This is a genomic window from Polyangiaceae bacterium (assembly GCA_015075635.1).
In the GTDB taxonomy this organism is placed as follows: Bacteria; Myxococcota_A; Polyangia; order Polyangiales; family Polyangiaceae; genus JADJKB01.
This window is the reverse complement of sequence record JABTUA010000003.1, coordinates 349,640-369,425: the sequence shown is the minus strand read 5'-3', so window position 1 is coordinate 369,425 and position 19,786 is coordinate 349,640. Positions and strand designations below refer to the sequence as shown.

Annotated in this window: 19 protein-coding genes and 1 pseudogene; 10 read left to right on the top strand and 10 right to left on the bottom strand. The window is 71.0% G+C overall.

Features of this window, described 5'->3' with window-relative positions; genetic code table 11:
• Position 1 precedes the first annotated feature (1 nt).
• Both HS104_32275 and HS104_32270 read left to right on the top strand, forming a co-directional pair.
• Positions 2 to 1,162, top strand: coding sequence for a hypothetical protein (locus HS104_32275; protein ID MBE7484631.1), 1,161 nt, complete (start codon positions 2 to 4; stop codon positions 1,160 to 1,162).
• A 46-nt stretch (positions 1,163 to 1,208) separates the two neighbouring features.
• Positions 1,209 to 1,886 (top strand): methyltransferase domain-containing protein, encoded by a 678-nt coding sequence (locus HS104_32270; protein ID MBE7484630.1) that lies wholly within the window; start codon positions 1,209 to 1,211, stop codon positions 1,884 to 1,886.
• 10 nt (positions 1,887 to 1,896) lie between these two features.
• On the opposite strand, the gene HS104_32265 is transcribed toward HS104_32270, so the two are convergent.
• Complete coding sequence (locus HS104_32265) at positions 1,897 to 2,628, bottom strand: hypothetical protein (GenBank protein MBE7484629.1); 732 nt, start codon at positions 2,626 to 2,628, stop codon at positions 1,897 to 1,899.
• Between the two features lie 182 nt (positions 2,629 to 2,810).
• Here HS104_32265 and HS104_32260 point away from each other — a divergent pair, with 182 nt between their 5' ends.
• From HS104_32260 to HS104_32250, 3 genes are all read left to right on the top strand, one after another.
• On the top strand, positions 2,811 to 3,428 hold the full coding sequence (locus tag HS104_32260; GenBank protein ID MBE7484628.1) for a hypothetical protein: 618 nt from the start codon (positions 2,811 to 2,813) through the stop codon (positions 3,426 to 3,428).
• Positions 3,429 to 3,462: 34 nt separating this feature from the next.
• Entirely contained in the window at positions 3,463 to 4,548 is a 1,086-nt protein-coding gene (locus tag HS104_32255) for a serine/threonine protein kinase (GenBank protein ID MBE7484627.1), read from the top strand.
• Between the two features lie 203 nt (positions 4,549 to 4,751).
• A complete protein-coding gene (locus HS104_32250) occupies positions 4,752 to 6,281 on the top strand; it encodes a hypothetical protein (protein MBE7484626.1) in 1,530 nt (509 codons plus the stop codon).
• Here the strand turns inward: HS104_32250 and HS104_32245 are convergent.
• Together HS104_32245 and HS104_32240 are read right to left on the bottom strand one after the other, a co-directional pair.
• Positions 6,241 to 6,657 (bottom strand): hypothetical protein, encoded by a 417-nt coding sequence (locus HS104_32245; protein MBE7484625.1) that lies wholly within the window; start codon positions 6,655 to 6,657, stop codon positions 6,241 to 6,243. The two genes, HS104_32250 and HS104_32245, sit on opposite strands and share 41 nt — an antisense overlap.
• Before the next feature lie 28 nt (positions 6,658 to 6,685).
• The gene (locus tag HS104_32240) at positions 6,686 to 7,006 is read right to left on the bottom strand and encodes a hypothetical protein (GenBank protein ID MBE7484624.1); all 321 of its coding nucleotides are present in this window, start codon (positions 7,004 to 7,006) and stop codon (positions 6,686 to 6,688) included.
• Between the two features lie 198 nt (positions 7,007 to 7,204).
• Here HS104_32240 and HS104_32235 point away from each other — a divergent pair, with 198 nt between their 5' ends.
• Positions 7,205 to 8,971, top strand: a complete 1,767-nt coding sequence (locus tag HS104_32235) for a hypothetical protein (GenBank protein MBE7484623.1) — start codon at positions 7,205 to 7,207, stop codon at positions 8,969 to 8,971.
• 4 nt (positions 8,972 to 8,975) lie between these two features.
• Here the strand turns inward: HS104_32235 and HS104_32230 are convergent, their stop codons facing one another.
• Positions 8,976 to 10,367, bottom strand: a complete 1,392-nt coding sequence (locus HS104_32230) for a sigma-54-dependent Fis family transcriptional regulator (protein MBE7484622.1) — start codon at positions 10,365 to 10,367, stop codon at positions 8,976 to 8,978.
• A gap of 46 nt (positions 10,368 to 10,413) precedes the next feature.
• On the opposite strand from HS104_32230, the gene HS104_32225 reads away from it, so the two are divergent.
• Complete coding sequence (locus HS104_32225) at positions 10,414 to 11,226, top strand: alpha/beta fold hydrolase (GenBank protein MBE7484621.1); 813 nt, start codon at positions 10,414 to 10,416, stop codon at positions 11,224 to 11,226.
• Positions 11,227 to 11,658: 432 nt separating this feature from the next.
• Here HS104_32225 and HS104_32220 read toward each other — a convergent pair.
• Positions 11,659 to 11,862: pseudogene (locus HS104_32220) on the bottom strand (serine/threonine protein phosphatase).
• 141 nt (positions 11,863 to 12,003) lie between these two features.
• Here HS104_32220 and HS104_32215 point away from each other — a divergent pair.
• Both HS104_32215 and HS104_32210 read left to right on the top strand, forming a co-directional pair.
• Positions 12,004 to 12,510: a peptidyl-prolyl cis-trans isomerase gene (locus HS104_32215; protein MBE7484620.1), complete on the top strand. Its 507-nt coding sequence runs from the start codon at positions 12,004 to 12,006 to the stop codon at positions 12,508 to 12,510.
• Entirely contained in the window at positions 12,510 to 13,334 is an 825-nt protein-coding gene (locus HS104_32210) for a class I SAM-dependent methyltransferase (GenBank protein MBE7484619.1), read from the top strand. Before HS104_32215 ends, HS104_32210 begins: the two co-directional genes overlap by 1 nt.
• A 1-nt stretch (position 13,335) precedes the next feature.
• Here HS104_32210 and HS104_32205 read toward each other — a convergent pair whose 3' ends face one another.
• From HS104_32205 to HS104_32190, 4 genes are all read right to left on the bottom strand, one after another.
• Positions 13,336 to 13,812, bottom strand: a complete 477-nt coding sequence (locus tag HS104_32205) for a hypothetical protein (GenBank protein ID MBE7484618.1) — start codon at positions 13,810 to 13,812, stop codon at positions 13,336 to 13,338.
• 58 nt (positions 13,813 to 13,870) lie between these two features.
• Positions 13,871 to 14,917: an aromatic ring-hydroxylating dioxygenase subunit alpha gene (locus HS104_32200; GenBank protein ID MBE7484617.1), complete on the bottom strand. Its 1,047-nt coding sequence runs from the start codon at positions 14,915 to 14,917 to the stop codon at positions 13,871 to 13,873.
• Positions 14,914 to 15,597, bottom strand: a complete 684-nt coding sequence (locus HS104_32195; protein ID MBE7484616.1) for a DedA family protein — start codon at positions 15,595 to 15,597, stop codon at positions 14,914 to 14,916. Before HS104_32195 ends, HS104_32200 begins: the two co-directional genes overlap by 4 nt.
• 82 nt (positions 15,598 to 15,679) lie before the next feature.
• Positions 15,680 to 16,990: a hypothetical protein gene (locus HS104_32190; GenBank protein MBE7484615.1), complete on the bottom strand. Its 1,311-nt coding sequence runs from the start codon at positions 16,988 to 16,990 to the stop codon at positions 15,680 to 15,682.
• 62 nt (positions 16,991 to 17,052) lie between these two features.
• On the opposite strand from HS104_32190, the gene HS104_32185 reads away from it, so the two are divergent.
• A complete protein-coding gene (locus HS104_32185; protein MBE7484614.1) occupies positions 17,053 to 17,352 on the top strand; it encodes a hypothetical protein in 300 nt (99 codons plus the stop codon).
• 3 nt (positions 17,353 to 17,355) lie between these two features.
• On the opposite strand, the gene HS104_32180 is transcribed toward HS104_32185, so the two are convergent.
• Complete coding sequence (locus tag HS104_32180; protein MBE7484613.1) at positions 17,356 to 19,758, bottom strand: hypothetical protein; 2,403 nt, start codon at positions 19,756 to 19,758, stop codon at positions 17,356 to 17,358.
• Positions 19,759 to 19,786: the final 28 nt, after the last annotated feature.

Below are 19,786 nucleotides of genomic sequence, written 5' to 3'. Positions count from 1 at the left end.
AATGCGAGTCGCGGCCGTTCAACTCGGGATCCCGGTCCAGAGCTACACGCGGGACCTCTTGAACGGGCTCCACGCTCGGGGCTTCGACGTCGTGCTCGTGTCGCGACCCGAGGACTGGCCGGGCTACGTCGATCCGCGCTCGCTCGAGGCGCCGGTGTACCTGGTCGAGACCCAGAAGCCCCGGCGGGCCTGGCGTGAGGTTCGCAACACGATCGTGCAGGCGCTCGGCCTGCCGGCCAGCATCTCGCCGGCGCACACCCACCGCGAGGCGGAGCGCTACCTCGGCGTCTCGGCGCCGTTCGATCTGGTCATCGGCATCGAGCGCTCGGGGCTGGAGATCGCCGCGCGCTTCGCGGAAAAGTCGGGGGTCCCCTTCGTCTACTACTGCCTGGAGCTCTACATCGAGGACCACCCCGAGTACCCGCGCTTCAAGTGGAAGCGCCGGAGCGAGATCGAGAGCCACCGGCGCGCCGCCGCGACCATCATCCAGGATCAGTCACGCTGGAACGCCCTCAGGGCGGCGAATGGGCCCGTCAGCGACGAGGTCTTCTTCCTGCCCGTGGGCGTCCCGCGGCTCGCGGAGAGGACGGCGCGGACAGCGCCCGCCGGTGAGCCGAGCAGCGTGCTCTACCTGGGTCTGATCCGGCCGACGCGCTTCGCCGACGAGCTGCTCGCGGCCGCTCCCGCGCTGCCGTCCGGCGTTCGGATGCGCTTGCACGGCCCCATCTCCCGGGACTACGCGAAGACCCTGGCGGGGCGCCGCCTGCCGGACAACGTGACGGTCACGACGGAGCTGCTCGACGAAGCGGGGGTCGTCGATCTGGTCGAGAGCGCGGCCATCGGGTTGTCGCTCTATCGCCGCGACTACGCCAACGACCGCATCACCGCCTTCTCGTCGCAGAAGCTCGCGATGTACCTGCGAGCGGGCGTCCCCGTCATCAGCTTCGCGTCCGAGTCCTACGCCGAACTGTTCTCGCGGCACCGCTGCGGGGAGATGATCGACGACTTCGCCGAGCTCCCGGCGGCCGTCGGCAAGATCCTCGAGCGCCGCGAGGAGTACTCGCGAGCCGCGCGCGAGGCCTTCGCCGCGATCTACGACATCGACCAGTATTGGGCGCGGCTCGCGGAGTTCCTCACCCGCGTCGCCGCGCGGCGTGCCTGAGACGCCGGGCTGGCTCCGCTCGCGCCGAGACGCTATACGGAGACCCGTGACGAGTCCCGTGAACCCCGGGGTCGAGGCGCTGAACGATCGCCTGGCGCGCGAGCACCCCATCGACGACTACTACGCCCGCTCGCCGCTCCCGATCCGGGTCATCGAGCAGAAGCGGCTCTCGATCATCCGGGAGATGGTCGGCCCGTGCCGCGGGCTTCGGCTCGCGGAGGTGGGCTCCGGCGGCGGGCACGTCTTGCGCCTGTTCCGCGAGGCCAAGCTCACCGCCATCGACGTCTCGGGCGTGTTCCTGGACACCGCGCGGCAGAACCTGGCGGGCTACGACTGCGAGTTCGTCAAGGGCGAGGTGGACAAGCTCGACCTGCCGGAGCGGAGCTTCGACCGCATCGTGTGTACGGAGGTCCTGGAGCACACGAACGATCCCGAGGCGATCCTGGCCGCGCTGAAGCGGCTCCTGACCGAGGGCGGGGTCGCGGTCATCACGGTCCCGAACGACCCGCTCATCCTGCGGCTCAAGGGCGTCGTGCGCCGGACGCCGGTCGGTTGGTTGCTCGGTCGCCGCGTCAACTGGGGCGGCGACGAGTACCACCTGCACCAGTGGACACCCGGCGAGTTCCGCCGCCTGCTCGAGCGGTACTTCCGCGTCACGGACTACCAGGCCTCGCCCAGCCGCGCGCTCCCCATCCGCGCCTGCTTCCGCTGCGTGCAGCGCTGAGGCTCGGCGCTCAGCTGCACATCCCGTTCTTGCAGGTCTTCACGCCCGGGCACTGCGCGTTCGTCTTGCAGCCCGGAACGCACTTGCCCGAGACGCAGATCATGCCCGAGCCGTCGTTGCCCGGGTTGCACGCGCCGTCGCTCGAGCACGCCTGACCGCCGCCCGAGCCGGAGGAGGCGCCGCCGCTGCTGCCCGCGCCACCGCTGCCGCTGCTGCCGCCCGAGCCACCAGCTCCACCGCCACCGCTACCGGTTCCAGCGCTACCGCCGCCGGTTCCGCCGCCGCCGGTGCCACCCGCCGGCGCGCTCGAGCAGGGACCGAGGGGTGTGTCGGGGTCCACCTCGACCACCGTGACCTTCTTCTTGTCCGACCAGCCCCAGCTCGACGTGCCGAACAGCTGCTTGGCCACCAGCGGCGAGACATCCATGATCGGAGACCCGGCGGCCTTCTCCACGCACACGTCCGGCCCGTAGTCGTCGGTCTGCGCCACCACGCACTTTCCGTTGGCGGAGATGCTGACGCGAGACCCGCAGCCGTAGCGCTGTCGGGAGGCCGCGTAGTACCAGCTGCCGGACTTCGAGTGCCCGCCGCAGGCCAGCGGCTGCGGCTCGCTCGGCCCGCCGAAGGTCGTCAGCACGTACACGCCCGAGGCCGGGATGCTGGACGACGCCTTGCCGTAGCAGCCCTTGAGCTCGTCGCCGGCCGGCGCCGCCAGCTCCGGCTCCTCGGCGAGATCGTCCACCGCGGCCGTGCAGCCGAAGCAGGCGAGGCCCAGGAGCAGCCTCGCGATTCCGGACCGGTCCGGACGGAGTCCAGAGCTTGGGGAGCGGAAGCCGAGGTTTCGCCGGGAGATTTCGTGTTGGGTGCTCACGGTAGCCGCGGTTTGCACGGGGCGTGCCTGCCCGGATGCTCTATCCTCGGGTCATGACCCGCCTGGCCGTCGCCGTGGGCGCGCTGCTGCTCGTTGCCTGCTCGTCGTCGTCCACCAACCCAGCGGCCGGCGGCAGCGGCGGCGCGGGCGGCAGCACCGGAGGAACCAGCTCCGGGGGCAGCGCTACCGGGGGTGCCGGCGGCAATCCCGGTGGCAGCGCCGGCGTGGCCGGAGCGGGTGGAGCAGCGGGAGCCGGAGGAGGCGCCGGCTCGGGGCAGTGCTCGATGTGTGCCGAGAGCCAGTGCAAGCTGCAATGTGGCGGCGCCTGCGCGTGCGAGCCGGGCTGCGACTGCGCCTACCAGTGCGACGGGAGCTGCAACGTCACCTGCGGGGCCGACACCACCTGCGAGACCAAGTGCGGTGCGGCGAGCCCGTGCTCGATGACCTGCGCGGGCAAGCCTTGCTCCCTCGACTGCGACGGCAAGAGCTGCGACCTCACGTGCAAGACCAAGGAGTGCAGCGTCAACTGCGACGACGGCAGCGGCTGCCGGCTCGAGTGCCACGACGGCTCGGACACGTGCTCGATACTCGGCTGCCCGGAGGCGGTGCAGGAGCTCGACTGCACGGGCTTCACCCTCAAGCTCTGCAAGCGGCCCGGCGAGAGCTGCTGAGCCGAAGGCTCGCCTCCCGAGCCCACTTCGGGCCATGATGGCGGCGCTCGTGCACGATCTGGACCCCCGCCCCGGAATGGTCATCTCCGGCCGCTACCGGCTGGACGCGCGGATCGGCGAGGGCGCCTTCGGCCAGGTCTTCCGCGCCACGGACCTGAAGGACGGCGCCGGGGTCGCCCTGAAGCTGCTCTCGGCGGAGAGCGTGGACGCCGCCGGACTCGAGCGCTTCCGGCGCGAAGCCGAGCTGGCGACGAAGCTCCAGCACCCGAACACCATCCGCCTGATCGGCTTCAACCTGCGGTCCCAGGCGATGCCGTTCATCGTCTACGAGCTGCTGGAGGGCGAGCCGCTCAAGAGCCTGATGAGCCGCGAGGGCCCGCTGGCCGAGGCCCGCGCCGCCGCCATCACCATGCAGGTGCTGCGGAGCTTGATGGAGGCGCACGAGGTCGGCATCGTCCACCGCGACATCAAGCCAGGCAACGTGTTCGTGTGCAGCGACGAGTCCCGGCTCGGCTCGATCAAGGTGCTCGACTTCGGCATCGCGAAGAGCGTGGACGGCACCGAAGCGCAGGTGACCGCCGCCGGCATCCTGGTGGGAACGCCGCGCTACATGCCACCCGAGCAGATCCGCGGCGAGACGCCGATCCCGGCGATGGACCTGTACGCGACGGGGATGATGCTGGCCGAAATGCTCAGCGGCGAGCCGACCTTGACCTGCTCAGCGGCAGAGGCCTGCCTGGAGCAGCTCCGCCCCGAGCGCATCCCGTTGCCGCCGTTCCTCCAGAGCTCGCGGCTCTGGCCGGTGATCTGGCGCGCGACGGACAAAGACACTGCGACCCGCTACTCGACGGCGAACGAGATGCTCGGCGATCTGGAACGCGTCTACGACGGGCTGTCGCCCGCCCCGCTGATCGCGAGAGCGCCGCGTGAAGATGGCGCGCGCAGCTCCTTCGTCCCGACCACGGTGATGGCGAATCCCGAGCTCGCGCCCGTGGCATCCGGGTCGCCCGCCGAGGGCCGCAGCGTCACCTGGCTCGTGGCCGCGTTCTGCTTGTTCGCGCTGGCGATCGCGGGCACGGCCTACGGCCTGTACTGGATCCGCACGCAGGGGGCGCTCTGAGCCCTCGCGCGCGTAGCGGGCCGAGCGCGTCGCGCGCGCTCCGTGAGCTCGAGCGCATCGCGCGCGAGTACGCCGCGGGGCTCGCGCCGCGGAAGCGCGAGCTCCTGGCGCAGCTCGGCGGGGCTCGCTCGAGGAGCGCGCCCGAGCTCTTTCGCCTTCACGAAGTCGCGTGCTTTCTGCGGGCCTACCCCGACGACGCAGCTGTGCTCGCCGCGGCGCGCGAGGTGCTGGAGGTCTTCGCGTCGCGCCCGGACCTCGGGCGGCACGCGAAGCGCCTGTCCGACAGCGGCATCGCCGGGACGAGCCTGCACTTCCCCTTTCACTGGGTCACGGCGCGCTGGCTCGCCGAGCGCTGGCCGGCTCAGCTCCACGTCGACTGGCAGGCGCTGTCCGGCCGCGAGCGCGAGCGCTTCGAGCAAGTGCTGCCGCTGCTCCTACCCTACGCGGAGTGGCCCGACCCGGAGCTCGGCTTGTCGCCCCGGCAATGGCTCGAGCGACTGAAAGGCCCCCGGGAGACCGACGCGACGTTCCTGATCCGGCGCTTCGCCGCGCTCGGCGTGGGCCCGCGCGAGCGCGAGAGCCTGTTCCACGACCTGGGAAAGCCGCTGCGCCTCGACGCCGCACCTGGCTCGCCGTCGCGCAGCACGGCCTGGCTCGCTGGCGGCGAGCCGGTGTTCCAGTGCCGGCCGCTGTCGCGGGCCCGCCCGCCCGTGGCCCAGAGCGTGCGCCGGCGCCTGCGTTCGGTCGAGCCGCTCTCGCGCCGCGATGGGCAGCAGGTCATCGAGCTCGCCCGCACGTCGCTGATCAGCCGCGGTCGCGATCTGGACGGCATCATGTACGCCAGCCCGGACGACGTTCGGCTCATCGACGCGGGCGGCGGGCTCAGCTTGGCTTGCTTGGGCCTCGCTCCCGAGCATCGCGCCCTGGTCGAGACCTTGTACGTGTTCCTGCTGCTCAAGAACGGCGTGCCCGTCGGCTATTACCAGGCAGCGCTCTTGTTCGAGTCCGCCGAGGTGAACTACCACGTCTTCACCACCTTCCGCGGCGTGGAGACCAGCGAGCACTACGTGCGCGCCTTGGGCGTGGTGCACCAGCTGTTCGGCTCGAACGCCTTCGCGGTGCACCCCTACCAGCTCGGACACGAGAACCGGGATGCGCTGAGAGCCGGCGCCTTCTGGTTCTACCGCAAGCTGGGCTTCGCCCCGGAGAACCCCCGCCTGCTCGCCACGCTCCGACGCGAGGAGCGCCTCGCCCGGCGCGATCCGGCGTACCGCTCGTCCCCGAACGCGCTCCGCAGGCTGGCCTCGGACTACGTCTTCCTCTACCTCGGTCAGCCCCGAGACGACATCGCGGGCAAGCTTCCACTCTCCGCCTTTTCCCTCGCAGTCAGCGACTTCCTGGCGGCGCGCTTCGGCTCGGATCGGGAGCGAGGCCTGCGCGTCTCCGCCCGAGAGCTCGCCGAGCTGACCGACACGCGACTCGCGGATCTGTCCCGCACCGAACGCCTGGCCTGGGAGCGCCTGGCACCGCTCGCCCTGGCCCTGCCCGGCGTCGGCGACTGGAGCCGCCGCGAGCTGCACGCTCTAGCCGAGCTGGTGCGCGCCAAAGGCGCGGTCCGAGAAGAAGAGTTCGCCCGTCAGCTCGACCGGCATGGGCGCGCGCGGCGGGCCCTGCTCGAGCTCGCCGCGAACGTCACCTGGCCAGCGCGTGAAAACGCTCGTGCACGGCGGTGAAGCGCGCGTCGAATTCCGCGCGCCCTTCCTTCGCGCACTCGTCCCCGAGGGCCTTCACGGCGGCGGTGAGCTCGGCGTCCTTGGTCCCGTCGGCCTTCTCTTGCAGCTTCGCGACCTCCGCGCAGGTCTTGTCGGCGCGGCCCGGTCCCTTGTCCATGTGCCAGAGCGGAGAGAGCACCGCGTGGAAGTCCTTCAGCTCCGGTGAGAGCTTGTCGGGGTCCTTGTGCTCTGCACCGTGGCCGTGGCCGTGGCCTTGGCCTTCGCCGTGGTGCGCGCCGTGGTGATGGCCGGAGGGCGGCGACTCCGCAGGCGGTGATCCACCGCAAGCGACGAGAGCGAGCGCGGCGAACGGAACCGAGAGCAGTCGAAGGGTCATGGCGCGCGGACCCTAGTCGAAGTCGAGCTCAGTTGGCGACGACCACGGGCGGGGGCGACTGCGCATCGGTTGCGGCGTCGGGGACCTCGCGCACGCCGCCATCGGGGCGCGCGGTCTTCCCGCCCGCCTGGAGCCCGCCGCTGTAGTCCGTGGGATCGGGATCCACGGCGCGTCCCGGATCGTCGTCGTTGGCGCTCGGCACCTCCAGATCCGCGCCCGGGGCTCCTGCCGCGCCGGAGGCTCCGCCCGCGGCCTCGGGCTCATCGGCCCCGGGCACCTCGGGCTGCGGGTTCATGTCGCAGCCGACGATCAGCGAAAACGCCAATAGAACGAGGACGAGCCAGCGCATGGCGCACCCCTGGTGCAAGAAAGGGCGGCTCCCGAGAGCCGCCCCGGCAGTGGGCCACGGAACCGGCCCGCGCGCAACCGAGCCCGGTTGGGCTGCAGAGACGCCCCGCTTCACGGCACGCGCCAGGTCGGGTACCTCATGGGGCGCTCCGATCGAAGCCCTGGGGCCTGCGCCGGGGGCTCGGAGGGGCGGCCCGGCATGAAAGAGGTCGACTTCTACGGCTTGCCCCGGCCCGTACAGGACCGGCTGCTCGAAGCGCTCAGCGGGCGCTTCGAGCCCCGTCCCATCCTCCACCGGCTCGGGACGAAGTCGCAGGCCATCCGCTGGATCGGCGTCGCAGCCGCGGCCACCGTCGCCGTCGCGCTCGTCGCCCTGGTCGGGCTCGGCAACTCGGGCAGCGCGCTGGCGCTCCATCCCCTGCCGGTGCTCGCCCTGTACGCGGCGCTGCTCTCGGCCGTCGCGGTCGGGCTGCTCTCCGCCCTGGAGATCAAGTCCCGCTTGGGCGACTTGCCGTTCAAGCCCGGAGTCTATCTGTTCGGCGCGGAGCTGCTCGACGCGCGCGACAGCCGCTTCCGCGTCCATCCGCTCGACAGCCTGACGAAGGTGGCGAAGGGCCCCGCCGGCATGGTCACGCTCGTGTTCGGCTCCGAGGAGTTCCAGCTCTCTCTGGCCGATCCGGCCCGCGCGCAGGAGGCCGTCGATCTCGTCGAGGCGGCGCGAGCACGGCTCCCGAGCCTGGACGCCAAGGCCCGCTTCGAGATCGATCCGCTCCAGCCGCCAGCGGTCGTCAGCCCCCTGGCGCCGACCGCTCCGCTCGCGCGCAGCGCCCCGATCTGGGAGAGCCAGCGCTGGCTCGTCGGCATCGCGCTCGGCTGCGCCCTCGGGGGCGCGCTCTTCTGGCTGCGCAACACCTCCAGCGACAACCGCATGCTGGCCGCGGCGCAGGCCAAGAACGACGTTGCCTCCTACCGCGGCTATTTGGCCCGGGGAAAGCGCCACCGCGACATCGTCTCGGAAGTGCTCCTGCCCCGGGCGGTGCTCAGGGTGGCCGTCGAGCAAGGCACGGTAGCTGCCATCGACGACTTCATCCGCGAGTACCCCAAGACCGGGATTCAGCCGGAGGTGGACGCGGCGAAGAAGAACGCCATGGTCGCCGAGCTCGAGCGCGCCAAGGCCAAGGGCACGCTGGCCGCGCTGCTCGACTTCGCCGAGCAGCACCCGGACCACGGCTTGAACGACGCGTTTGCGGAGGCGCGTCGCGCCCTGTTCGCGCGGGCCAAGGCCCGCTACCGCAAGGAGATGGCGGACGGCGGAGAGGACCACGCCGAGCTCGTGGACAAGCTGATCGCGTTCGCGGAGAAGACCGGCGCCACCAAGACCGCAGAAGGGCACCGCGGCCCGTCGGTGGAGATCCGCTTCCAGCGCCAGGCCTCGAAGACGCTGGGACGCGCCGACGCCGCCATCCGCAAGAACCCGATGTTCAACGGCGCCGCCAGCTACCCGGCGCAGTACTTCGAGCCCAAGCGCCTCGAGCCCAGCGAGACCGAGCTGGCGAAGGCGCTGGCGGAGCGCTTCGGCAAGGTCTTCGAGCCCGAGATCCTGAGCTTCGTGGTGGGACCGCCGGTGGAAGGCGAGTCCGAGGAGGCTCCGGAGGTGAAGGTCCCCACGCTGGTCATCAGCCACCGCCTGGAGTGGTCCGGGGGCGCGGTGGCGCGGGACAAGCCCCGCGGCGTGTTCATCGGCCTCTTGCTGTTCTTCCGCACCACCTTCGTCGTGCCCGGCGATAGCGCGCCGCTCAAGAGCAAGTTCACGGCCGGCGAGAACGTGTCCCACGAGCTGATCGCCAAACACGCGGATCAGCCCTCCGCCGGGGCCCTGGAGGCCGCGGTGTACGCGAGCATGCTGAAGAGCGCCTTCGATCAGTTCCGCGGCCGCTACCTGGCCAAGTGGTTCAAGAACCCCTGAGCTCTCACTCGATGCCGAGCTCTCCGAGCTTGTAGTACAGGCTGCGCCGGCTGATCCCGAGCAGTCGCGCCGCCAGGTTCCGGTTTCCGCCCGCCTTCTCCAGCGCGCGCTGGATGGCGCGCCGCTCGGCCTTCTGCACCGCGAGCGACAGGTCGATGACCGAGCTCTCGAGTGAGATCTTCGGCGCCAAGCCCTCCGCCTCCGCGAAGCCCGCGGGGCCCGCCTGCCGCCCGAGCTCCCGCTCGACGTCGGCCCGGCGGATGCGCGGCCCCTTGTTCAGCACCACCAGGCGCTCGATGAAGTTCTGGAGCTGGCGCACGTTGCCGGGCCAGCGCTCGGCGCGCAAGAGCTCGAGCGCGTCCACGTCCAGCGCGATGCCCGCGCGACCGTTGGCCCGCGCGACGCTGTCGCAGAAGTGCAGGGCCAAGGCCTCGACGTCCTCCGCCCGAGCGGCGAGCGGCGGCACCTCCAGCGAGACCACGTTGAGCCGGTAGAACAGATCGGCGCGGAAGCTCCCTGCCTTGACCATCGCCGCCAGATCGCGGTGCGTCGCCACCACGAAGCGCACGTCGGCGCGCAGCGTCTCGGTGCCCCCGAGCCGCTCGTACTCGCGATCCTGGAGCACGCGCAGGAGCTTCACCTGCGTGGCCGCGCTGATGTCGCCGATCTCGTCCAGGAACAGCGTGCCGCCTTCGGCCAGCTCCACCCGCCCCGGCTTCCTGGCGGTGGCGCCGGTGAAGGCTCCTTTCTCGTAGCCGAACAGCTCGCTCTCGAGCAGGTTGTCTGGGAGCGCGGCGCAGTGGACCTTCACGAACGGACCGGCGCGGCGCGGGCTCAGCTGGTGGAGCTGGCGCGCCACCAGCTCCTTGCCGCTGCCGCTCTCGCCGCGCACCAGCACCGTGGCCACGCCGTCCGCCGCGCGGCGCAGCGTCTGCGCCAGGTCCTGCATCGCCTTGGAGCCACCGATCATGCGCAGCTCGGGCGGCATGACCATGGAACGCGGGGGCTCTTCGTCGTCCACGGTCGCGCCGCGCAGCACCTTGCTCACCACGTAGCTCACCTCTTCGCGCTCCAGCGGCTTGCGCAAGAAGTCGGCCGCCCCGGCCCGTACCGCAGCCACGCCGTCACCCACCCGCCCCGGCTCGACCATCACCACCACCGGCAGGTTGGCGTCGAGCTTCTGCACCTCCGCCACCAGCTCGCCGATGGTGATGTCGGGCAGCGTGATGTCACACACCAGTGCGTCGAAATCGCCGGCCCGGAGCAGGCCCAGCGCGGACCAGCCGTCCTGCACCCGGCGCGGCACGACGCCCGCGTCGGCCGCGAGCCCCGCCAGCTCGTGAGCCGCAGCGTCGTCGGTCGCGGCGATCAGGAGGCTCAGGCTGCGCGGACGCATGAGTTTTTCTAGCGCAGCTCGCCCTTCGCTGCGATAGCAATGTCCCGTGCTGCGCGTCCAATACCTGAACCGCCGAGGTCATCGTATCGCCTACGCCCTCAGGGGTGCGCCCGAGGCTCCGCCGCTGCTGATGATCCGCGGCCTCGCGCGCACCAGCCGGCACTGGGGCGCCGTCCTCGGCGAGCTCGAGCAGAGCTTCCGGTTGGTGCTGATCGACAACCGCGGCATCGGCAAGAGCGGCGTCCCGCTCTTGCCCTTCTCCACGCGCGACATGGCGGACGACGCGGCAGCGCTCCTCGACTGGCTCGACATCGACGCGGCGAGCGTGCTCGGAGTCTCGCTGGGCGGCATGATCGCCCAGGAGCTCGCGCTCCGGCACGGCGACCGGGTGGCCAAGCTGGTGCTCGGCTGCACGCGCGCCGGGGGTGGTACGGGCGTGCCGCTCGACTGGCGAACGGCGCTCCGGCTGGTGGCGCCCATGCGGCTGCCCGCCGAGCAGGCCATCCGCAAGACGGCGGCACTGATCCTGTCCCCGGACTTCCAGCGCGAGTCTCCCCACGTCGTGGACGAGTGGGTGCAGATCGCGCGGGAGCTGCCGCCCAGCCGGCGCGGCGTGATCTACCAGCTCTTCGCCGCCGCGCGCCACGACGCCAGCACGCGCCTCGGGCAGCTCCGCATGCCGACGCTGGTGGTCACCGGTGACGCCGACGTCTTGATTCACGCCGACAACTCGGCGCACCTGGCCCGCGCCATCCCCGGCGCGCGCCTCGCGACGCTGCCCGGCGCGGGCCACGACTTCCCGACGGAGCGGCCCCGGGACACGGCGCGCCTGGTACGCGAGTTCTGCCTCGAGGAGTGACGCGAGCTACTGGCACTTCGAGCCGTCGAAGCACTTCCCGCTCGGGCACTGGCAGGTCTTCACTTCGTGGCTGTTCGCAGGCGAGCAGCCGCAGGCGCCGGTGACGCAGGTGTTGGGGAAGTCGGAGGTGCTGGTGCAGCACAGCCCTTTGCTGACCGTGCCGCCGGAGCTGGTGCAGCCCGCTTCAGCGCCGCTGAACACGCACTGCCCGCCTGAACACGCTACCGGCGGCGGCTGGATGCACGAGGGCACCGGGCAAGGGTTCTTCTGCTCCCAGGCCGTGCAGTGCTTCGTCCACGCCGCGGCGCGTGCGTCCGACTCGGTCTTGGTCAGCGCGACCGTCGGGCACATCAGGCAGTAGCAGTCCGCCTCCGACGCCACGAGCTTGGTGTAGACGCTGGCCACGCAGTCGTTCGCGCTGCCACAGGTCGAGCTGCCGCCGGCACCACCCGCGCCTCCGGTCGCGCCGCCGCTGCCACCCGTCGCGCCGCCGCTGCCACCCGTCGCGCCGCCGCTGCCACCCGTCGCGCCGCCGCTGCCACCCGTCGCGCCGCCGCTGCCGGCGCTGCCGCCCACCGAGCCGCCGGCGCCCCCCGTGGCGCTCGAGCCCCCGGTCGAGCTGCCGCCGCTACCGCCGCCTTCACTCTCGCCGCCACACGCCGTGAAAAGTGCAGCCACCAAGCCAACCGAAATCAAGCGTCGCATCACGAAGGCCTCCGATCCGGCGGATGTCGTAGCACGTTGCGGCATTCGCTTCACGGACCTAGAGTCCCGCGCATGGCACAGACCACGGTCGTTCTCGACACGAGCTTCGGCAGCATCACCCTCGCGCTCGACGCCGAGCGCGCACCCAAGAGCGTCGCGAACTTCCTTCACTACGTGGACGCGGGCCACTACGACGGCACGATCTTCCACCGCGTGATCGACGGCTTCATGGCGCAGGGCGGCGGCTACACCACCGACTTCGAGCGCAAGCCCACGGTCGCTCCGGTGGAGAACGAGGCCGACAACGGGCTCAAGAACCAGCGCGGCACGGTGGCGATGGCCCGCACCAGCGATCCGCACTCCGCCACCGCGCAGTTCTTCATCAACGTGAAGGACAACACCTCCCTCGACCACAAGGGCAAGAACGACGCGGGCTGGGGCTACACGGTGTTCGGGCAGGTCGTCGCCGGCATGGACGTGGTCGATCGGATCAAGGCGGTGAAGACCGGCGCCGCGGGCCCCTTCACCAAGGACGCCCCGCTCGAGGCCATCGTGATCAAGAGCGCCCGGCGCGGCTGATGTCGCTCGCCGAGATCGCCCCGACCGCCCACTACACGGCCTACGTCTGGCACCGGCTCGGCTTTCCCCACGCCGAGCACTTCGCCACCCCGACCGGTCGCCGGCTGTTCTGGTCGTTCCGTTTCGCGGGGGAGTGGCTGGCCGTGGCGCACCCGACGGTGCCGTCGATGTTGCAGTATCTGGAGCTCCGGCACCGCTCCATCGAGCTGGCGCTGGAGGAGGCCCGGCCGGATCGCGTGGTCGAGCTGGGCGCGGGCCTCTCGCGGCGCGGGCTCACCTGGGCGGCGGACCGCGGCGTGGACTACGTCGAGGTCGATCTGCCGCACATGGTCAGCGCGAAGCGCGAGCTCATCCGGGCCCGCGTGCCGCAGGCGGTGCGCGAGCGCGCGGGATCCCGCCTGCGCCACGAGGCCGTGGACGTCTTGGGCCCCGACTTCGAGCGCTGGCTTGTCGACACGCTGGAGGGCGCCGAGCGTCCCGTGGTGATCGCGGAGGGCGTGCTGGGCTACTTCGAGCTCGGCGACCGCGAGCGCGTCGCGGCTGCCGTGGCGCGCGCGCTGGCAGGCCGCGGCGCCTTCGTGTGTGACCTGCGCTCTCGCGAGGGCGGGCAAGCCGTCGCGGCCGCCGCCAAGCTCCTGCGCGCCGGCATCTGGCTGGTGACGCGCGGGCGCGGCGCCCGTGAGGACTTCCCGAGCACGCAGGCGGTCGAGCGCTACTTCGAGCAGGCGGGTTTCGGCCGCGCGGAGCCCGTGCCGGTCGAGCGCGCCGCGCCCCATCTCCTGCGACTGCGTTCACCCGCCCGCGTGTGGCGCGCCACGCGCTGACTCAGACGCCCAGATCGAAGCCCTGCTCGGCCAGCGCCGCCCGGGCGCGATCCGCGCGCTGACAGGCACCGATGGACAGCGCCGCGAGCAAGCCGCCGACGAAGGCCGCCAGGCCGACGATCAGCGAGAGCAGCGAGAAGTAGCCCCAGCTCAGCGAGAGCAGCGTGAAAGCGCCGGTGAGCAGGGCCGTCACGGCACAGAGCACGAAGCCGGCGACCGCCGCCCAACCCCGCGCGCGCGACAGCTTCCAGCCGACCACCGCGCTGGCCACACCCAGCGGGAGCAAGAGCGCGGGCAGGAGCCAGTGCCAGGAGAGAAAGCGAAGGTTCGTCAGCGACTGCACGGCATACAGGACCGTGAAGACGCCGAGCACGAGCACGACTCGGCCCGCGACGACCGCAACCAGCGGGGGGGCCGCCGCGGAGATCTCGGCGTCTGCTTGGGCAGAAGCTCTGGGCGTTGGGAGCACGGCCTGCATGGGGATCGCTGACGAACCGTTCGGCACCTGCTACGCGCGCGGCCGGCCCGGTCTTCCCTCAGCCCAAGGCTCGGGTGATCAACGCCTGAAAGTGTGCGATCAGGCCCTCGGATTCGGGCAGGAGCCGACCGCGCTCGGGCAGACCCGCGCGCACGCCGGCCTGCACGCGCTCGACCAGCGCCTTGTCCTCCACACCGACCTGGTCGTCGAAGGCGAGCATGTCGGCGATCCAGGCGTCGTCGGCATCGGGCCCGACGAAGTAGTCCAAGAAACGCGCCGTGCGCTCCGGCGAGCGCGGCAAGAGCGGGCCAATGGAGAGGTTCTGCCGGCCGGGGTACACGTTGACGATCGTACCGGGGAACAGCAGGTGAAACTGTGCGCGCTGGACCGTGCCGGTCGCGTCGTAGAGCGACGAAGATCCCGGGCGCGGCGCGCAATACTGGCTCAGCCGCGTGGCCTGCGCCTCGAGCAGGTAAGCCTCGGGCGACACGTCCATCACCGCGGAGAAGCCGGGGTGAGCGACGGGGCAGTGGTAACACTCCAGGTAGTTCTCGGCGACGATCTTCCAGTTCGCCGCCACCTCGGACTCGGAACGTCGCAAGAAGCGGAGCGACTCGAGCTCGATGCCCGCGCCGGCCAAGCGCTCGGGAACGTCACCCAGCGTGTCGCTCAGAGGCGGCGCGTCGGGATCGGGGTTCGCGAACAGGAGCGGTCCCCAGGTCTCGAGGCGGAGCGGCACGAGCCCCAGGTTCTCGCCTGCGACCGGCGTGAGCCGCGGCGCGCGGAGCAGCTGGCCGTCCAGGCCGTAGGTCCAGGCGTGGTACGGGCACTGGAGCGTCGAGCGCTCCCCCGAGCCGTCGCAGATGGTGGAGCCGCGGTGCCGGCACACGTTGACGAACGCGCGGAGCGCGCCTGCTTCGTCGCGCACCAGCACCACGGGCAGGTCCCCGGCGAAGGTCGCCCGGAAGCTGCCGGGCCGCGGCAGCTCGCCGGCGTGGCCGACGTACTGCCACGAGCGCCGAAAGATCCGCTCCTGCTCCGAGCGAAAGGTGGCTGGCTCGGAGTACCAGCTGAACGGCAGCGTCTCGGTCGGCGCCGAGCTCACGCCTTCGCGGGCTCTTCGCTGCGCCGCATGATGCGGTTCGAGATCATCACGTACGCGACGAAGCCGACGACGAGCACCGGCAGGATGTAGAGCAGATCGCGGCTGGCCATCGCCTTGCCGCGGTGGACCAGCTCCGCGTAGCTCATGCTGGCGGTGGTGGCGCCCAGGTAGTAGCCGATACCGGTGAGGATGGCGACCCAGATCCCCGCGCCGAGGCCGGTCCAGAGCGTGAAGCTCTTGAGGGGCATGCGCGAGATGCCGGCCGGGATCGAGATCAGCTGGCGAATCGCCGGTAGGAGACGACACACGAACGTCGCGCCCGCGCCGTAGCGCCGGAAGATCTCCTCCGCGCGGTCGAGCTTGGGCTTGGGCAGGAAGAAGTACTTGCCGTACTTCTCGAGGAACGGTGTGCCGAGCCAGGAGAACAGGAAGTAGTTGACGTAAGCTCCGGCGAGCGAGCCAGCGGTGCCGGCGATGACGGCGACGAAGGCGTCGAGCACGGGTGAGCCGAAGCTGAGCTCGCCGCGCGCCGCCAGGAAGCCCGCGGGGATCATCACCACCTCGCTGGGAAACGGAATGAACGAGCTCTCCACGGTCATGAAGAGCAACACCAAGAAGAAGCCCCAGGTGGGGGCGTGGGTGGCGGCAGTCTGGATGTACTGGATCAAGGCTTCGGTCACGGATTCACCCCAAAAGTGCCGAGGCAACTAGCGCAGGAAGCGCCCGAAGTCGAAACTTCGGCGGCCGCCCCTGGGAAATCCGTCACTTGACCACGGTCTTGCAGCCGAACAGGACGTCGATCTGCACGTTTCCGGAGGCCAGGCCCGCCTGCTCCGCGGCGCTGCACGAGGCCGGGCACAGGATCACCTTGGTCGGCTTGACCGGGTCGTCGTAGTACCAGCCGCCGCTCTGATCGCAGGCGGCGGCGCCGGTCACCTGGTAGATGGGCGTGGTGCCCCCGCCGCCGGTCACGCCTACGTTCACCTTGGTCGGATCGAGGCTGCCCGTCTTGGGCGTCGGCAACAGGAGCTCGCAGGACAGCTTGGAGTTTTTCTCGACCGCGGTGGCGACCGCGTCGAAGAACGGCGTCCACGCGCTGGCGCCGGCGCAGATCTGTGCGCGCACGCCGCCCGTCTTCAGCACCAGCTGGGTGTAGGTGGGCCCGGAGCTCGGCGGCTGCGAGCCGCCGGGGTACGTGCACTTCACGTTGGGGTCGGTGGTCGAGCCCCAGCCGTAGAGCCCGCTGAAGAGGTAGTCGGTGAACAGCCCACCCCAGCTCGGGTCGAGGATACCGGGCGGTAGCGTCAGCGAGTTGAACGGGTTCTTGCCGCCGGCGAAGGTTTCGAAGTCCGACGCCGAGAGCCGCGCGTTGTCGTCGCTCACCACGACCAGCGTCTTGGTGGCGTTCGGCCGGAGCCACTGCTTCCACGGCTCGCCGCCCCGCTCCTCGCCTTCTTTGTAGCCGGCGGTCTGGCCCAGCGTGCCCAATATCTGCTCGAGCGGCTGGGTGCTGCGAATGTCGATGCTCGACTGGAAGAAGCGCGTACCGTTGCCGCAGTTGGCGTCGCCCGCCAGTGGCGGCGGGATGCACACGGCGTAGCGATTGGAGCCGCTCACGACCACCGGGTTCGTCTTGCTGCGCAGGCTCAGCATGATCACGCGGTAGTCGAGGCTCTTGCCGGCGATCAGGGCGCTGAACGCGTTCAAGCCCTGGGTCACCTGATCGATGGCGGGCTGCATGCTGACCGAGTTGTCGACGGCCCAGATGATGTCCACGGGCAGAAGCTCGGGCGTCGCCTTCTCCGTGGCCACTGCGCAGGCGGCGTCGGGATCGAAGGCCGCGTCCAGATCGGCGTCGGTGCCGGCCTCGATGTTCAGGCCGCCGCCGGTGCCGCCGCTGCCGCTGGCGCCGCCGCCACCGCCGCTGCCGCCGCTACCGCCGCTGCTCGCGTCGGGCCCCGCGTCGAGGCCCGCGCCGCCGCCCGAGCTCGCGCCGACTCCGCCTCCTTCCGCCGCGCAGCCCACCCCGAGCGCGAGGCCCAGGCTCGAAGCGGCCAAGAGCCATCGCAGCATGACTTACAGCCTAGCGCGGCGGCGCTGCCCCGGGAAGCCGGGCCCGAGGTAAGCTCGGGTAGGTGAACTGCGTCCGCTGCGCCAAACCTCTTCAGAAGCCGTGTGCCGGCATCGCCGTCTTCGTCGCCGGCGACGAGTACGTCTACTCGTACTTTTGGTGCGACGACTGCGGCAGCTACTCCGTGGAGGGCTACCACGACCGCTTCATGGGCGACTCCGAGGTGTTCGCGCTCCCGTCCATCCCGCGCGAGGAGGGCGACCGCGCGGTGGCGTTGATCCGCGCCTGCCCGGAGCCCGGGAACAAGCTGTGCGACTGCGCCTCGCACCGCGCGCTCTACACCGGACGCGTCGGACCGGTGTGAGGCTCAGGGCCGCAGCCGCACCCAGAGCTCGGGCCGCGGGTTGCCGGTGCCGGTCGGGGCCCCCCGCTTCGCAGCCAGCGTGAACCCGGCGACCTGAGCGGAGAAGCCGGGGGCACACGCCGGCTCGAGCACCAGCATCTCCGCGCGCGTTGCCAGCTCGGCGAGCTGAGCAGGAGGGCCGAGCGCGGTGCGCGGCGCAGGGTAACGTCCGCGCTCGGGTCCGAAGCTCGGCGCCGTCAGATCGGCGAGCTCGTAGAGTCCGCTCTTGGGCGACTTGCAGGCGGCCACCAGGACGGTGCTCCGCGGGCGAGGCGGCGGCGGTGCTTCCCGCAGCGGCACCAGGAAATGACCGCCGACCAGCCGGCGCTCGCCCGTCGCGTTCAGCACGAAGTCGAAGAAGGTCAGATCCCCGGCCAGGCTGTCCCAGCCGCGGCTGCGCTCCGGCTGCCAGGCGATGTGGGTCACCTTCATCGACGAAAGGAGCGCGTGAACTTCCGGCGGGCCCGCGAGCGTGCCGTAGCTGATGCCAAACTGGTACGTGAGCCAGTCGGTGAGGCTGGGCACGCCCACGCCCAGGTGCGCGTGGTTCTCGTGCAAGAGCAGCCGGGCGCTCTTCGGCAGCGCCTTCCGGAGCGCGACCATGTCGCCCTCGAACACGAAGCGCTCGGTGTACTGCTTCTTGTAGCCGGCCTCGAGCAGGTCCAGGCTCTTGATCGCGGCCGAGCCCGCCATGGCGTGGGTGCGGATGAAGTAGACGTCTCCGCCCCAGACCACCTGAAGCGCGAGGAGCGCCGCGGTGAGGCCCTTGCCCACCAGGCGCGTCGTGCGCCACACGAGCACGACGACCGCCGCGACCACCGCGGTCATCAGCGGGACCAACCCCTGGAGGTAGCGGTCCTGATGGTGCACCCAGTACCAGGCGAACAGGCCCAGGTGCACCCAAACGACCAAGAGCCAGATCCTGCGCGTCCCCTTCAAGAACGGAAGGCACAGGAGGAGCAGCGTGAACAGCGAGCCGAAGACCGGCAGCTTGCCGTGGAACTGCGGGTAGTCGTTGTTCACGAACGAGAACGTGGCGAGCGTCTTCAGCGTCTCCAGCACGCCGGCGAGGCCCGCCACGGGGCGCGCGAACTGGTGCTCCACGTAGCCGTATTGGTAGAGGTAGGCCGCGTCGCTGGTCCACGGCTGGCCCTGGAAGTAGCGGAACCCGACCGGATAGAACGGGTCGTGGTGCCAGATCAGGTTCTTCAGCCAGAGCGGCGCCGTGAACACCAGGCAGGCAAGAGTGGCAGCGGCCGGACCGGTCAGCCAGCGCAGGCGCGCCTCCGGGCTGGCCCGGCGCACGCGCCACAGGGCGACCGCCGCCGCCACGGCGACCGCCGCGACCGGCGTCGGGATCAACATCATCGCGATGGACTCTTTGGTCAGCGCTGCGGCGCTGAGCAGCGCACCGAGTGCCACGCAAGCGCGCGGGCCGAGCGAGTCCACCACCCGGAGCAGCACCAGGAAGATCGCCGGGCCGAACGCGGCGCCGACGTGATCGGCGCCCACGCTGAGCGACGAGTCGTAGAGGAACGTGCCTGGGAACAAGAAGCGCGCCGGCCAGACCCAGCCGGGTCGCGCCCGCGGCACCAGGCGCCGCACCATCGCCGGGATCCCGACCACCGTGGTCATCAGGAACACCCCCAGCTCCAGGTGAGCGCACAGCTCCACGCGGTCGAAGAGCAGGCTGCGGGGCAAGAGAAATCCCCACGCGTAGACGAAGCTGGTGATGTGCGGCCGGGTGGAGAACGACCAGCCCTCGTCGAAGCGGCGCACGCCGTGGGAGGCCACGTAGTCCTCGGCCAGGGCCAGGTGCTTCCAGCGCGCGTCGAACTGCACGTTGTGCGGAGAGAGGATCAGGAAATAGATCATCCCGATGCCGAGCACGCCGAACAGAAGCAGGAGCGCGCTCGTCACGGCGGAGCGGCGCCCGGCGCCAAGCTGGCCGGCCCGACGGAAGACCTTTCGTCCGAGCCGCACGGCGGGCTTCGCCCCGGCGGCCAGGAAGACCGCGGGCAGCGCGAAGAACAGCGGCCAGTAGTACAGGCGAAGGAGCCCGAGCACGAACATCGAGAGCTCGAACGCGAACAGCCCCAGGGCGAACGCGACGAACACCCGCTCGTGCAGGCGCGCGGAGAGCCCCGCCAGCCGGACCAGCCGCAGGCCCAGGGACGTGCAGCTCGCCACGAACAGGAGCACCGCGGCCCAGTAGCCGGCGTAGCGCCAGAACAGCCATTTCTGGATCGGGTAGTGACCGTGCGCGACCCAGGCGAAGAGCGCGATGCCGGCCACGAGCGCGAAGACCACGCCCAAGCGGCGCGCGAGATCGAGCCAAAGCCGGCGGTCGCCACCCGAGTCGCTCATCGAGGTCGCGACGCTAGCATTTGTCGCT